This window comes from Tabrizicola sp. T46 (assembly GCF_057219895.1).
In genome coordinates this window covers 656,637-669,736 of record NZ_JBXVVV010000001.1, presented here as the reverse complement: position 1 = coordinate 669,736, position 13,100 = coordinate 656,637, and the positions used below count along the sequence as shown (strand labels likewise).

General features: G+C 66.5%; 16 protein-coding genes. 11 read left to right on the top strand and 5 right to left on the bottom strand.

Annotation, left to right across the window (positions count from 1 at the left end):
- Positions 1–41 precede the first annotated feature (41 nt).
- From AC2D9V_RS03420 to AC2D9V_RS03390, 7 genes are all read left to right on the top strand, one after another.
- Positions 42–851 (top strand): glycosyltransferase family 2 protein, encoded by an 810-nt coding sequence (locus AC2D9V_RS03420; protein ID WP_484712633.1) that lies wholly within the window; start codon positions 42–44, stop codon positions 849–851.
- A 267-nt stretch (positions 852–1,118) separates the two neighbouring features.
- Complete coding sequence (locus AC2D9V_RS03415) at positions 1,119–1,598, top strand: SRPBCC family protein (protein ID WP_484712632.1); 480 nt, start codon at positions 1,119–1,121, stop codon at positions 1,596–1,598.
- Complete coding sequence (locus AC2D9V_RS03410; RefSeq protein WP_484712631.1) at positions 1,599–2,027, top strand: hypothetical protein; 429 nt, start codon at positions 1,599–1,601, stop codon at positions 2,025–2,027. It abuts the gene before it with no gap.
- Positions 2,028–2,099: 72 nt separating this feature from the next.
- Positions 2,100–3,059, top strand: coding sequence for an acetyl-CoA carboxylase carboxyltransferase subunit alpha (locus AC2D9V_RS03405; RefSeq protein WP_484712630.1), 960 nt, complete (start codon positions 2,100–2,102; stop codon positions 3,057–3,059).
- Positions 3,060–3,157: 98 nt separating this feature from the next.
- Positions 3,158–4,234: a Hint domain-containing protein gene (locus AC2D9V_RS03400; RefSeq protein ID WP_484712629.1), complete on the top strand. Its 1,077-nt coding sequence runs from the start codon at positions 3,158–3,160 to the stop codon at positions 4,232–4,234.
- Between the two features lie 52 nt (positions 4,235–4,286).
- Entirely contained in the window at positions 4,287–4,601 is a 315-nt protein-coding gene (locus tag AC2D9V_RS03395) for a DMT family transporter (RefSeq protein ID WP_484712628.1), read from the top strand.
- A complete protein-coding gene (locus AC2D9V_RS03390) occupies positions 4,598–5,083 on the top strand; it encodes a hypothetical protein (RefSeq protein WP_484712627.1) in 486 nt (161 codons plus the stop codon). Before AC2D9V_RS03395 ends, AC2D9V_RS03390 begins: the two co-directional genes overlap by 4 nt.
- A gap of 257 nt (positions 5,084–5,340) precedes the next feature.
- Here the strand turns inward: AC2D9V_RS03390 and AC2D9V_RS03385 are convergent, their stop codons facing one another.
- The 4 genes from AC2D9V_RS03385 to AC2D9V_RS03370 are packed head-to-tail and all read right to left on the bottom strand — an operon-like array spanning position 5,341 to position 7,954.
- Positions 5,341–5,664, bottom strand: coding sequence for a TfoX/Sxy family protein (locus tag AC2D9V_RS03385; protein ID WP_484712626.1), 324 nt, complete (start codon positions 5,662–5,664; stop codon positions 5,341–5,343).
- A gap of 3 nt (positions 5,665–5,667) precedes the next feature.
- Positions 5,668–6,393 carry a lysophospholipid acyltransferase family protein gene (locus tag AC2D9V_RS03380; protein ID WP_484712625.1) on the bottom strand — a complete coding sequence of 242 codons (726 nt, stop codon included), beginning with the start codon at positions 6,391–6,393 and terminating at the stop codon, positions 5,668–5,670.
- On the bottom strand, positions 6,390–7,286 hold the full coding sequence (locus tag AC2D9V_RS03375) for a cell division protein FtsX (protein WP_484712624.1): 897 nt from the start codon (positions 7,284–7,286) through the stop codon (positions 6,390–6,392). Before AC2D9V_RS03375 ends, AC2D9V_RS03380 begins: the two co-directional genes overlap by 4 nt.
- Positions 7,283–7,954: a cell division ATP-binding protein FtsE gene (locus tag AC2D9V_RS03370; RefSeq protein ID WP_484712623.1), complete on the bottom strand. Its 672-nt coding sequence runs from the start codon at positions 7,952–7,954 to the stop codon at positions 7,283–7,285. The genes AC2D9V_RS03375 and AC2D9V_RS03370 overlap by 4 nt, the downstream gene beginning before the upstream one ends.
- Positions 7,955–8,141: 187 nt before the next feature.
- Between AC2D9V_RS03370 and AC2D9V_RS03365 the strand changes: the two genes are divergently transcribed.
- From AC2D9V_RS03365 to AC2D9V_RS03350, 4 genes are all read left to right on the top strand, one after another.
- Complete coding sequence (locus AC2D9V_RS03365) at positions 8,142–9,266, top strand: zinc-ribbon domain-containing protein (RefSeq protein WP_484712622.1); 1,125 nt, start codon at positions 8,142–8,144, stop codon at positions 9,264–9,266.
- Between the two features lie 77 nt (positions 9,267–9,343).
- Positions 9,344–11,077: a dihydroxy-acid dehydratase gene (ilvD, locus tag AC2D9V_RS03360; protein WP_484712621.1), complete on the top strand. Its 1,734-nt coding sequence runs from the start codon at positions 9,344–9,346 to the stop codon at positions 11,075–11,077.
- 6 nt (positions 11,078–11,083) lie between these two features.
- The gene (locus AC2D9V_RS03355) at positions 11,084–11,857 is read left to right on the top strand and encodes a DUF6478 family protein (protein WP_484712620.1); all 774 of its coding nucleotides are present in this window, start codon (positions 11,084–11,086) and stop codon (positions 11,855–11,857) included.
- Between the two features lie 23 nt (positions 11,858–11,880).
- Positions 11,881–12,246: a hypothetical protein gene (locus AC2D9V_RS03350; protein ID WP_484712619.1), complete on the top strand. Its 366-nt coding sequence runs from the start codon at positions 11,881–11,883 to the stop codon at positions 12,244–12,246.
- A 44-nt stretch (positions 12,247–12,290) separates the two neighbouring features.
- Here the strand turns inward: AC2D9V_RS03350 and map are convergent, their stop codons facing one another.
- A complete protein-coding gene (gene map / locus AC2D9V_RS03345) occupies positions 12,291–13,100 on the bottom strand; it encodes a type I methionyl aminopeptidase (RefSeq protein WP_484712618.1) in 810 nt (269 codons plus the stop codon).

The following is a 13,100-nucleotide window of genomic DNA, read 5'->3' as shown; positions in this document are numbered from 1 at the left end:
CCGTTGCAAGTCGGCAGGGCCTCTGCAAGGCTTGGGCCGGAATGATCGGACAGGCTGTTCACGCCCTCAAGACCTGGAGCCGGGCGCGGTTTCCGCGCCGTCCCCGGCTGCCCCGGCTGGACGTGCTGGCGATCATGAAGAATGAATCGATGAACATCGAGGAATGGGTCGACCACTACCTCTGGATGGGCGCGAACCGCATCTGCCTGATCGACAACGGCAGCACGGATGACACTTTCGCCAAGGCGCTGAACCTGCAATCGCAGGGCAAGGTCAGCGTGATCCAGCTTCCGCGTCCGCACCGGCAGCGGCTGCATACCTGGACGGCCTATGAACGCTTCCGGATCGCCGAACATGCCGACTGGGTCCTGATCGCGGACATGGACGAATTCTGGTTCTGCCCGAATGGCGACACCCTGCCCAAGGCGCTGGCCGAGTTTCCCGATACTGACCTGATCTACTGCAACTGGGTGCAGTTCGGCAGCGGCGGTCTGGTCAAGCATCCGCCCAGTGTCCGAGAAGGGTTTACGCTGCGCCGTCCGGGTCTGGACATCAACACCAAGTACATCTGCCGGACCGCAGCCGTGACTGCGCCAACCGACCTGCACATCCACCGCGTGCGGGGCGGCCGGCGGTTGCGCATGGTCCGCAACCCGCCGCAGTTCCAGTTGAACCACTATTCGATCCAGAGCCTGGAGTTCTTCCAGTCGGTCAAGATGACCCGTGGCGATGCCGGCGGGAAGGCAAAGGACAGCATGCGCGACATGGACTACTTCCGGAAGCATGACGAAGGCTGCGTCGAGACCGACCGCCGTCTTGCCGATCTGGTGGCGGTTTGCAGGAATTCTTGACAAACCGCCCTGAAAACAGTCAGCGTTCAAGGGCGGTGGCCCAGCTTTCGGGCGCCATGTGAAGAATACCAGAGCCGCGCCCCAGGGGAGGGGAGGCCCCGCGCGGCGAATGGGAGGATGCACGCCCCGTGGCCCGGCCACGGGGCGCTGCTGTTTCTGAACGGTCGGGATTCCGGGCAAGTCCTTTATCCATAAGACATATTTTCGAGATACTTCGACAGCCTCCGAAGATTCGCTACGCCCTTCGGCATTGAACCGGAGGTCCTCATGCGTATCCTGATCCTGTCCCTTGCCGTCCTGCTTTTGCTTGTGGCCCTGATCTTCCTGATCGGCTGGCTTCTGCCCACCACGCGGGAGGGGCGCGCCGAGACGGTCATCGCCGCTCCGCCGGACCGTGTCCTTGCGGTGATCGCCGATGTCGAGGCGCAGCCGGAGTGGCGCGAGGTCGGAACCGTCACGCGCACCGCCGAGGGCTGGGAAGAGGTGACGGCGCGCGGCGAACGCATCGCCTTTGTTGCAGAAGAGATGACCGAGGCGCGCATCCGGCTGCGGTTTGCCTCGGACGCCGGGTACACCGGTGCGTGGGAGGCCGAGCTTACCCCGGTGGCGGACGGCACGCGGATCGCGGTGGTCGAACGGGCGACGGTGCCCTCGCCCGTTGGCCGGATCATCTCGCGCCTGATGTTTGATCCGGCCGCTTTCGCCACCACATATCTTGCGGCGCTGAAGGCACGGGTGGAGGGATAGATGGCGAAGAAACCGACGGACTGGCGCAAACGTTTTGGCGGCGCGAAACCCGCGCATGTGGTGATGCTGCACGCAGACTTTGCGGGCGTGAAGGCGGGGAATACGATGCTGATCTCGTCCCCCGGCGACATCGCCGCCTATCTGGCGAAGATCCCGCGCGGTGAGACGCGGACGATGGACCGGCTGCGCAACGAGCTTGCCCGGACGGCCGGGGCAAACGCGATGTGCCCGGTGACGACGGCGATCTATCTGCGCGTGGTGGCCGAGGTGAGCTTGCGCGACCTGGAAGAGGGCAAGCGGCTGGACGAGGTGGTGCCCTTCTGGCGGGTGGTCACGCCGGACAGCAAGGTGGCGAAGAAGCTGAGCTGCGGCCCCGATCACGTGGCGCATCTGATCGCTTTGGACGGCGGAGAGGCGCGCGACGGCTGATCGGCTTTCGGCGAGTTGCATCGCGCGAGGGGCAAGGGCATATAGGGGCGGCCCCCGGAAGGAAACGCGCCCATGAACTACCTTGAGTTTGAAAAGCCTCTGGCGGAACTGGAAGGCAAGGCAGAGGAGCTTCGCGCCCTGGCGCGTACGGGTGGCGGGGTGGACCTGACGAAAGAGGCCGAGGCGCTGGACCGCAAGGCAGAAGCCGCGCTGCGCGACCTCTACAAGTCATTGACGGCATGGCAGAAATGCCAGGTGGCGCGTCACCCGGACCGGCCGCATTGCAAGGACTACATCGAGGGTCTGTTCAGCGAATTCACCTCGCTGGCCGGCGACCGCGCCTTTGCCGATGACCATGCGGTGATGGGCGGGCTGGCGCGGTTCCAGGATCAGCCGGTGGTGGTGATCGGGCATGAGAAGGGCAACGACACCAAGACCCGGATCGAGCGCAACTTCGGCATGGCGCGACCCGAGGGGTATCGCAAGGCGATCCGGCTGATGGACCTTGCCGACCGGTTCCGGCTGCCGGTGATCACGCTGGTCGACACGCCCGGCGCCTATCCCGGCAAAGGGGCCGAAGAGCGCGGGCAGGCCGAGGCGATTGCCCGGTCGACCGAGAAGTGCCTGGCCATTGGCGTGCCGCTGATCAGCGTAGTGATCGGCGAGGGCGGCTCGGGCGGGGCGGTGGCCTTTGCGACGGCGAACCGGGTCGCGATGCTGGAGCATTCGGTCTATTCGGTCATCTCGCCCGAGGGCTGCGCCTCGATCCTGTGGAAGGACGCCGAGAAGATGCGCGAGGCGGCCGAGGCGCTGCGGCTGACGGCGCAGGACCTGCAGAAGCTGGGCGTGATCGACCGGATCGTGAAAGAGCCGATGGGTGGCGCGCAGAGGGCCCCGAAAGAGGCGATCGATGCGGTCGGCAAGGCCATCGAGGCGATGCTGAAAGAGTTGTCCGGCAAGGACGCCAAGGCGCTGATCAGGGACCGGCGGCAGAAGTTCCTGGAGATGGGTGCCAAAGGTTTGGCGGCTTGACGCCCTATTTCGGCCCGGCTTTCCGCGTTAATCGCTTCGTGGAACGTCCGGCCTAGACTGGATGCCAAACAGTCTTTCCTGCGCCGGAGTGTCGGATCGTGCCAACCATTGAGCTTCTCGACAACGGGGACTTTCAGGATCCACCGTCCGTCTGGAACGGGCAGTCGTGGATCATCGTAAGCGGCCTGCCCGGCTGGACCGGCGCCGACATCGAATGGGGGCAGGAAAACCTTTACCGCCCGGGCGGCAATTCGACGAACCGCGTCATCGAGATGGATGGCAACGGCGGGACGGCGATAACGCAGATCCAGCAAAGCTTTACCATCGGCGGGAAGGTCAACGCGGTCCTGTCGTTCGACATGGCGCTCCGCTCGGGCCTGTCACCGACGGTGGGCGAGGGGTTCCGCCTTGAAATCCTGAACAGCGCCGGCATTCCGATCCAGCCCGCGATCGACTATACGCCGACCTCGAATGCCTGGACGGCGGTCACCCTGACCGTGCCTTTCACGACCCCGGGGGTCTACTCGATCCGCTTCACCGAGATCGGGCCGAACAACAGCCTTGGCGCGATCATCGACGATATCAGCCTGCTGGTCTGCTTCACCTCCGGCACCTTGATCGACACGCCGGACGGCCCCCGCCGGGTGGAGGACCTGCGCGTGGGCGACGTGGTCCTCACGATGGACGATGGCCCCCAGCCGATCCGCTGGGTCGGCCGGCGCACCGTCCGCCGCGAGGAGATGCTGCGTGATCCGCGGCTCCGGCCGGTGATCATCGCTGCCGGGGCTTTCGGCGCTGCCATGCCGGAGCGCGACCTTGCAGTCTCGCGCCAGCATCGCATCCTGATGACCGGCTGGACCTGCGAGTTGCACTTCGGCGAGCCCGAAGTCCTGGTCCCGGCGCTGAAGCTGGTCAACGGATCGACGGTCAGGGCCGACATGCCCGACCGGGACATCACTTACGTCCATTTCCTGTGCGACCGCCACCAGATCGTGATGTCGGAAGGGCTGGCCACCGAAAGCTTCTATCCCTGTGCCCGATCGCTTGGCGGGGTCGAGGCCGAAGCCCGGGACGAGCTTCTCATGATCTTCCCGGAGCTGCGCGACATCGGGTCGCGACCGCTTGACTTGGCGCGCCCGCTGGTCGACGGGAAGACGGCGCGGCTGGTGGCCTGATCCGTCCGGGAGTCCGGCCCGTATGAGCGTTGCTTGTAGGGAAAGGGACCGGATGAACCCCTGGGTCATCGTCGTGATCGCCGGGCTGATGGAAACGGGCTGGGCGCTGGGGCTGAAGTATTCCGAAGGGTTCACGAAGCTTTGGCCCTCGGTCATCACGATCGTGCTGGCGCTGGGGTCGTTCTACCTCTTGTCGGTCGCGATGAAGAGCCTGCCGGTCGGCACGGCCTATGCGGTCTGGGTCGGGATCGGGGCCGTCGGGACGGCGATCGCGGCGGTGTTCCTGTTCAACGAACCCGTCAGCGCGATGCGGGTGCTGGGGGTGCTGTTGATCCTTGCCGGCATCGCGGCGCTGAAGTTCGCATGATCCGGGCCGCCGTTCTGGCAGCGGCGCTGGCCGGCCCTGCCGGCGCGGGGACGCTGGAGGGGCGGCTTGTCACCTTCACGGTCGCAACCTGGGACCAGCGCGACCGGCCTTTCCTCGAGGCGCGGGGGCGGACGGTGACGGTCGGGCAGGGTGTGGAGTTCGGGCTGGAGCCGGAGGGGCTGACCGGGGGGCTGGACGTGGTGCCGGTGACGGTCGAGATCGGGCCGAGCCGGATCGAGCTGGCCTATCCGGGCGTGCGGGGGCAGTTCTACGATGCCGCCTTCAACGGTTATGTCCTGCGGTTCGAGACAGAATGCGCCCTCTTCGACGAGGTCAGGATCGACCCTGCCGCGACGACGATGCCGGTGACCGAGATCTGGGCCGAGGTGGGGGCGCTTTACATCAATGTCTCCGGGCTGGACTACGGACCGGAGGCGACCCTGGCGCTGGACATCGAAGTGGCCGACTGCCCGTTGAGTTGACCACAGTGGTCATTTCCGGAATATTCATTCACATCAATAACTTGCATTTTTCTGTAAAGGATTTGGAAAGGATTGACCGCAGGCCTCACCACATCGTCTGTGCGGCGCGTGCCGGCCAGGCTGCGTCATAGGCGGCCCGGCCGATGCGGCCTTCGGTGATCCAGGTCATCAGCGGTCCGCCTGTGGTTGGCCCCGGAGGGTTTCACACCCTCCGGACCTCCCGTGGGATATTTGAGGACGAAGAATGAAAATTTGAGTCAATTCTTCCGTTTCTTGGGCTTCGGAGCCGGAAGATCGGCAGCTATGGCGCGGAGCGCGCGTGCCACACGGTCGGGATCATCAAGAGCGTCGGTGACGAGGAGATGGGGCTTCGCGCCAGGATAGGGCGGAGCGGTGGGGCTGCCGGGGAGGGCGGCGATTGCCCCGGGGGTCGGCTTGAGGAAGAGTTGGTCGTCGCAGACGAGGGCCACGACCCTGCCGTCGAGATAGAGAGCGTATTCTCCGAACATCTTGCGCGCGCTGACGGCCAAGGGGGCCAGCGTGTCGAGAAGGTGATCGATCGTCGCGGCAGAGGTTCCCATCGCTTATGCCTTGAACCCGGCCTCGGCCATCAGGCGGTCAGAGTGGGTCTCCACCTCGGCCTCGAGACGCTTCATGAATTCGGGCACCGGCAGGCCGGGGGCGATCGGGGGGAGGAATTCGACCACTGCGAGGCCGGGATGGCGCAGGATGCCGCGCTTGGGCCAGAAGACGCCGACATTGGTGGCGACCGGAACGCAGGGCTGGGCGAGCTGTTCGTAAAGGAGGCCCGTGCCGACCTTGAAGGGCTTCTGTGCGCCCGGCGCGACACGGGTGCCCTGCGGGTAGATGATGAGCTGGCCGGGCTCTGCCGCCCCTGCTGCGACATCGGCCTTCATCTTCTGGATGGCCGCGCCGCGCTTGCCGCGGTTCACCGGGACGCAGCCGATCTTCAGGGCGTACTGGCCAAGGAAGGGAGTGAAGATCAGCTCGCGCTTCATGATGAACTTGCCGGCTGGCACGGCGTGGAAGATCAGGATGATGTCGAGAAAGCTTTGATGCTTGGCGGCGATCACGCATTCGCCCGTCGGCGGGGTGCCGCGGACCTCGGACCGCAACCCGCAGAGAAGCTGGGCGGTGAAGATCACCCAGGCGCAGTAGCTGTGCATCGCGACATAGGCGCCCCGGCGGCTGAAGAGCGCCCAGGGCGCGAAGCCGATCGCGAGGATGGCCATCGCGACATACATCTGGACGATGAAGACGAGGCTGAGAAGCCAGCGCAGGACGATCATGTCAGCTCTCGCAGTTTCCGGAAGGCGGCGCGGCGGGTGGCAAGGAAGGCCACGACGGCGGCAAGGGGTGGCAGGGCGAGCGGCCAGAGCCAGCCCGTCCCAGTGAAGCCGAGGCCGGTCAGGAAGCCACCGGCGGCATCGGCGGCGGGCAGGGCGGCAACGCCGGCGATCCCGGCAGCAGCCCCGACGGCGGCCCCGGAAAGGGCGCGCAGGGTGAAGCGGCGCACGAAGGCCTTGGCGATGTAGGTGTCCTTGGCCCCGACAAGGCGGAGGACGTGGATCACCTCGGCATTCGTGGCGAGTGCTGCGCGCGCGGCAAGAGTGATCATCGCGGCCATTGCCGCGCCGATCAGCACGATGGAAAGGACGCCGAGAAGGCGGATACGCTCGGCCGCCTCGATCAGGGGGCGGCGCCAGCGGGTGTGGTCGTCGAGAAGCGCACCCGGGGCCTCAACCTTCAGGCGCTGGCGGAGGCCCTCGGAGTCATAGGGCTCGGCGGCCTCGACCAGTTCGAAGAGGCGCGGGATCGGCAGGGCTTCGACCGGAAGTCCGGGGCCGAACCAGGGTTCGAGAAGGGCGCGGGTCTCGGCCTCGTCGATCAGGCGATAGCTGGCGATGCCGGGGGTGGTGGCCAGGACGGCGAGGATCGCGTCGGTCTGGATCTGGACCTGGTCGGCGGGGGCGGAGAGGCGGATGGTGGCGGTGCGGGCAAGGGTTTCGGACCAGCGGTCGGCCAGGCGCCCCGAGGCGAGCGAGAGGGCGAGGGCGAAGACGCAGAGGAAGGTCATCGCGCCCGAGGTGAAGGTGGTCAGCCAGGCAGTGGGGCCCGAGGGCGGGACGACCTGCAACGCGCGGGTGGCGGGTGAGGCCGGTATCGCGGCGGGCGGCTTCACAGGTCGGCCCCGGCAAGCTGGACGCGGTGCTTGGCGATCCGCAGAACCCGGGCCTGAATCTGCGCCTTGGCCTGGCGGATGAGGTTGAGGTCATGGGTGGCGACGAGGATCGTCTTGCCCATGCGGTTGAGCTCGACGAGGAGGGTCAGGATGCGGAGTGACATCTCCCAGTCGACGTTACCGGTCGGTTCGTCGGCAAGGATCACGTCGGGGTCGACGATGACGGCCCGGGCAAGGGCGGCGCGCTGGCGTTCGCCGCCGGAAAGCTGGGGGGGAAGCGCGTCGGCAAGGTGGCCGAGGCCCACCCAGCCCAGAAGGTCGGCAAGGTCCTGCGCGTCGCTTTCGCGGTCCGAGACGGTGAAGGGCAGCGCCATGTTGGCCGCAAGGGTCAGGTGGTCGAGGAACTTGCAGTCCTGGTGCACGATGCCGATGCGGCGGCGGGTGCGGGCGATGTCGTCGCGCGAGAGCGTGGTGACGTCGTTGTCGAAAAGGGTGACCCGGCCGCTGGTCGCGCGCAGTTCGGCATAGGCGAGCTTGAGGAAGGTCGACTTGCCCGACCCTGAAGGGCCGGTCAGGAAGTGGAACGACCCCGGCGCGAGGCGCAGCGATACGTCGGACAGAAGGTCTCCGCCGCCGTAACTGTAGGCCACGTTCTCGAAGGCGATCACGTCGGTTCTCCTGCTATGTCGCACGGCGGACGGCAATGTCGGTGTGCATGGCCGCTGCAGCCCTGTGCGCTTTCCATCGCACAGGGGGAAAGGATTGCACAAGAGCAAGCGACAAGGCCTTGGAACGACAGGAATTAAGGGTTACAACGCCTCTGGGGGAGCCGGAAACTGGCTTTGAGGGACAAGAATGCGGTTGGTTTGCCCGAACTGCGAGGCCAAGTACGAAGTGCCGGAGGATGCGATCCCCGACACGGGCCGCGACGTCCAATGCACGAATTGCGGGCATACCTGGTTCCAGATGCGCGGGCGTGCGGCGCCCTTCGTTGCGCCGGTGTCGGCCGGGCCGGATGCGAAGCCCGCACCGGAGGCCGCGGCCGAGCCGGCACCCGAGCCGGCGCCGGCCGAGCCTACCGTGGTCACTTCTGCGGCCGAGCCTGCCGCCGAAGTCGTGACCGATGAGGCGGTGACCCCGGCAGAGCACGAGACCGTTGCCTGGACGGCCGCAGCGGGAGCCGCAGAACCCGGGCCAGCGCCCGACGACGCCAGCCCTGCCGAAGCCGATCCGGCCGCAGCGACCCTGCCGGATGAGAGCCGGCCAGAGGCGGTGTCCCAGACCGAAGGTGCCGATGCCACCCCGGCCGAGCATGTCAGGGACGTTGCCGCCGGTGCGGCGGCCGATCCGGTGCCGGACGCCGACCCCGCTGCCGGAGTGGTGGCTGAGGTTATCGCCAGGACCCGTGATCTCCGCGAAGAGGTGGCGGCTGCCTCTGACTCGGTGGCCAAAGCTGTTGCAGAGCCAGCGGCTGCCGCGGCAGTCGCGCCTGCTGCGGCCTATGCGGTGGACGAGTCCGTGCTGGCCATCCTGCGCGAAGAGGCCGAACGTGAGGCGAATGCCCGCCGTGCCGAGGCGCTGGAAAGCCAGACCGACCTCGGGATTGACGAGGCCATGCCAAGGAAAGCAGCCGTCTCGGCCGAGGCAGAGGCAAAGCCGACGGCCCGGCGCGATCTTCTGCCGGATGTCGAGGAGATCAACTCGACCCTGCGGCCCTCCGAGATTCAGGCCGACGATGATGGAACGCCTGACTTCGTCGCGCCGCCACCCGAAGCGCCGCGTGGGTTCCGGAGCGGTTTCCTGACCCTGATGACGATCGCGATCATTGCGGCGGCGCTTTACCTTGTCGCCCCCCGTCTTGCGGTGCTGGTGCCGGCGCTGGCCGGGCCGCTGGAAAGCTATGTGTCGTTCATCGACAGCCTGCGCCTTGGGCTGGACGGGGTCATGCGGTCTGCGACAGTGGCGATCAGCGACCAGTGATGTCGCCAAATCGGCTTGCCCCTTCCGGGGCGTGCCTTTATCCCTCTGGGGCAAGCCTGAGCCCCCGAGGAGCCGCCATGACCAATCCGCGTTTCGACAAGTCGAAGCTTCCCAGCCGCCATGTGACCGAAGGTCCGGCGCGGGCCCCGCACCGCAGCTATTTCTACGCGATGGGGATCACCGAGGAAGAGATCCACCAGCCCTGGGTTGGCGTGGCGACCTGCTGGAACGAGGCGGCCCCCTGCAACATCGCGCTGAACCGCCAGGCGCAGGTGGTGAAGCAGGGCGTGAAGAAGGGCGGCGGCACCCCACGCGAGTTCACCACGATCACCGTGACCGACGGCATCGCGATGGGGCATGAGGGGATGCGGTCCTCGCTCGCCAGCCGCGATGCGATTGCGGATACGGTCGAGCTGACCATGCGCGGGCATTGCTATGACGCCATCGTGGGGCTTGCGGGGTGCGACAAGTCCCTGCCGGGGATGATGATGGCGATGGTTCGCCTCAACGTGCCGTCGGTCTTCATCTATGGGGGCTCCATCCTGCCGGGCCGCTACAACGGTCAGGACATCACCGTTCAGGACATGTTCGAAGCCGTGGGCAAGCACCAGGCCGGGAACCTGTCGGACGTGGAACTGGCGATCATGGAAAAGGTCGCCTGCCCGTCCAGTGGCGCCTGCGGGGCGCAGTACACGGCGAACACGATGGCTTGTGTGTCCGAGGCGATTGGCCTCGCCCTGCTGAACTCCTCCAGCGCCCCTGCGCCCTATGAATCGCGCGACCAGTTCTGCGAAGCTTCGGGCGTTGCGGTGATGAACCTGATCGAGAAGAACATCCGTGCGCGGGACATCGTGACGCGGAAGTCGCTGGAGAACGCTGCCCGCGTCGTGGGCTGCACGGGTGGTTCCACCAACGCGGCGCTGCACCTGCCCGCCATCGCGCATGAGGCGGGGATCGACTTTGACATCTTCGATGTCGCGGCCTGCATGAAGGACACGCCTTACTTCGTCGACCTGCGGCCGGGCGGGAAATACGTGGCGAAGGACCTGCACGAGGTCGGCGGCGTCGCGGTGGTGATGAAGGAACTGGCGAAGGCGGGTCTTCTGCACCTCGACTGCATCACTGCGTCGGGCAAGACGCTGGGCGAAAGCCTGGACGAGATCCGGGGTGAGGCCGACGGGCGGGTGATCTACCATATCAACTCTCCCATCACGAAGACGGGCGGCGTGGTCAGCCTGAAGGGGAACCTTGCGCCCGACGGGGCCATCGTGAAGGTCGCCGGCATGACCGAGGCCGAGCAGGTCTTCACCGGCCCGGCGCGGGTATTCGAATGCGAGGAAGATGCCTTCGAGGCGGTGAAGAAGCGCGAATACAAGGAAGGCGAGGTCATCGTCATCCGCAACGAAGGCCCGGCGGGCGGACCCGGGATGCGCGAGATGCTGGCGACCACGGCGGCCCTGTCCGGTCAGGGCATGGGCAAGAAGGTGGCGCTGATCACGGATGGCCGCTTCTCGGGTGCGACGCGGGGCTTCTGCGTGGGCCACGTGGGTCCGGAAGCGGCGCATGGCGGGCCGATTGCGCTTTTGAAGAACGGCGACATGATCACGCTGAACGCGGTCACGGGCGAATTGTCGGTGGCCCTGTCGGATGAGGAACTCGCCAAGCGCAAGGCCGAATGGAAAGGGCCGCGCAAGACGGCCTATACCAGCGGCGCGGTGCACAAGTTTGCCAAGCTTTGCGGCGGGGCGCGCTGGGGGGCGGTCACGCATCCGGGCGCCAAGGGCGAAAGCCACGTCTACATGGACCAGTAAAGGGTCATGGCCGGGCAACTGGCAGGTCTCATCGACCGGTGGCGGCTGCGGAAGGTCCAGGAATACTGGGCCGGAAAGGCCGAAGCCGCCCCGACCCTTCGGCCGCTTGTCCTGCATGGTTTGCGCACGCAGGCCCGGTCGATGCGGCGTCAGATCGACCGGGTGATCCATGCGGCGGACCATCGTCTGGGGACGCCGGCGATCGGCGCGGGCCTGCCGCGGCTGCCCCTTGGCACCGACTGGTCGTGGCGCGGAGACGGCTGGCGGGGGCCTTTGCCGCAGCCGGGGCTGATCGCCGGATCAGATCGCAGCCGGATCAGCGATGACCTTTCGCTTTATCATGATTGCCCGCTGGGTGAGGTCGCCGTCCGGCAGGGGCGCAACACCGGAACCGATGACCGCGCGCCCTTCGGCCTCGGGATCGAGGTCTTCGGCTTTCAGGGCAGCTTCCTGTCGCTGGCGACTTCGCTTCCGCCCGAGGCGGTGCAAGGCCTGAAATCGCGGCATCTGGTGCGCGTCGACGTGATTATCGAGGCCGAGCGGCCGCTGCGGGCCTATGCGCGGCTGAATGTCAGGCACGGCCCCAACGTGGCCCAGATCGTGCGCGAGCTGTCCAGCCTGGACGGTGAGGTCGTGGTGGAGTTCGACCTTGCCTATGCCAAGCTGGACGACACGCGGATCGAACGCGCCTGGCTGGACCTGATCTTCAACGATGCGGCGATGACCGGGATCAGGCTGCGCGACCTTGTGGTCAGCCGCCGCCCGCGTGCCGAGCTTTAGGGGATGCGATGACGGCAGGGCGATTGACATTGACCCAAAGCCGGATCGTCGGCGGCGTCTGGGAGGGGGTCCTGACCGGGGCCGGCGACGCGGTGCCGCTGGAGGCGCTGCACCAGGGCCGCAAGCTGGACGGGCTGTCGGTTTCGCCTGTGCCCGGCGAGGCGGGAAGCCATCTGGTGCGGCTGGCGATCCCGGCCTCGATCCTGAGCGAAGGCGTCCAGACCGTGCTTCTGCAGGCCGGGGGCGAGGTGCTGGCCAGCTTTACCCTGATTGCGGGCGTTCCGCTGGAAGAGGACCTGCGCGCCGAGATCAGCCTGCTGCGTGCCGAGCTGGACCTTCTGAAAAAGGCGTTCCGTCGTCACGTCGTCGAAACAGCCAAGTTCCTCTAGTAAGTGATTGTCCAATTCCTTGCTTAAGGAATTTGGGTCGCGCCTTACCCCCAGGTCGGGTGGAACTTGCCTGCAGGCGAAAGAGTGAAGATCTCGCACCCCGTCGCGGTCACGCCGACCGAGTGTTCGAACTGAGCCGAGAGCGACTTGTCGCGGGTCACGGCGGTCCAGTCGTCGGCAAGGATCTTGGTCTCTGGCCGGCCAAGGTTCACCATCGGCTCGATGGTGAAGAACATGCCTTCCTCAAGCACCGGACCTGCGCCAGGCCGGCCGTAGTGAAGCACATTCGGAGGCGCGTGGAACACCCGCCCGAGGCCGTGACCGCAGAAATCGCGGACCACTGACATCCGCTGCGCTTCAACATAGGACTGGATCGCATGGCCGATGTCGCCGAAGGTGTTCCCCGGCCTGACCGCCGCGATGCCGCGCATCAGGCCTTCGTGAGTGACCTCGATCAGGCGCTCGGCCTTCCGCGCAAGGGTGCCGGCCACGTACATCCGGCTGGTGTCGCCGTACCAGCCGTCGACGATCACCGTCACATCGACATTCAGGATGTCGCCGTCCATCAGCACCTTCGGCCCCGGGATGCCATGGCAGACGACGTGGTTCACAGAAATGCAGGAGGCGTGGCGATAGCCCTTGTAGCCGATGGTGGCCGAGGTGACGCCGCGCCGCCTGATCTCGGCGGTGATGAAATCATCGATCACGGCGGTGGTGGTGCCCGGCGTGACCAGGGGTGCAACGTCATCCAGGATCTCGGCGGCGACTCGCCCGGCCAGGCGCATGGCGGCAAAGTCCGCATCCTCGTAGATGCGGATACCGTCCTTCGTGATCCGGGCGCGGTGTTCGTCCAC

Bases quoted from the DNA above. Each gene is read 5' to 3' on its own strand.
- AC2D9V_RS03420 (WP_484712633.1), top strand. From the start codon at position 42: ATGATCGGACAGGCTGTTCACGCCCTCAAGACCTGGAGCCGGGCGCGG.
- AC2D9V_RS03415 (WP_484712632.1), top strand. From the start codon at position 1,119: ATGCGTATCCTGATCCTGTCCCTTGCCGTCCTGCTTTTGCTTGTGGCC.
- AC2D9V_RS03410 (WP_484712631.1), top strand. From the start codon at position 1,599: ATGGCGAAGAAACCGACGGACTGGCGCAAACGTTTTGGCGGCGCGAAA.
- AC2D9V_RS03405 (WP_484712630.1), top strand. From the start codon at position 2,100: ATGAACTACCTTGAGTTTGAAAAGCCTCTGGCGGAACTGGAAGGCAAG.
- AC2D9V_RS03395 (WP_484712628.1), top strand. From the start codon at position 4,287: ATGAACCCCTGGGTCATCGTCGTGATCGCCGGGCTGATGGAAACGGGC.
- AC2D9V_RS03390 (WP_484712627.1), top strand. From the start codon at position 4,598: ATGATCCGGGCCGCCGTTCTGGCAGCGGCGCTGGCCGGCCCTGCCGGC.
- AC2D9V_RS03385 (WP_484712626.1), bottom strand. From the start codon at position 5,664: ATGGGAACCTCTGCCGCGACGATCGATCACCTTCTCGACACGCTGGCC.
- AC2D9V_RS03380 (WP_484712625.1), bottom strand. From the start codon at position 6,393: ATGATCGTCCTGCGCTGGCTTCTCAGCCTCGTCTTCATCGTCCAGATG.
- AC2D9V_RS03365 (WP_484712622.1), top strand. From the start codon at position 8,142: ATGCGGTTGGTTTGCCCGAACTGCGAGGCCAAGTACGAAGTGCCGGAG.
- ilvD (WP_484712621.1), top strand. From the start codon at position 9,344: ATGACCAATCCGCGTTTCGACAAGTCGAAGCTTCCCAGCCGCCATGTG.
- AC2D9V_RS03355 (WP_484712620.1), top strand. From the start codon at position 11,084: ATGGCCGGGCAACTGGCAGGTCTCATCGACCGGTGGCGGCTGCGGAAG.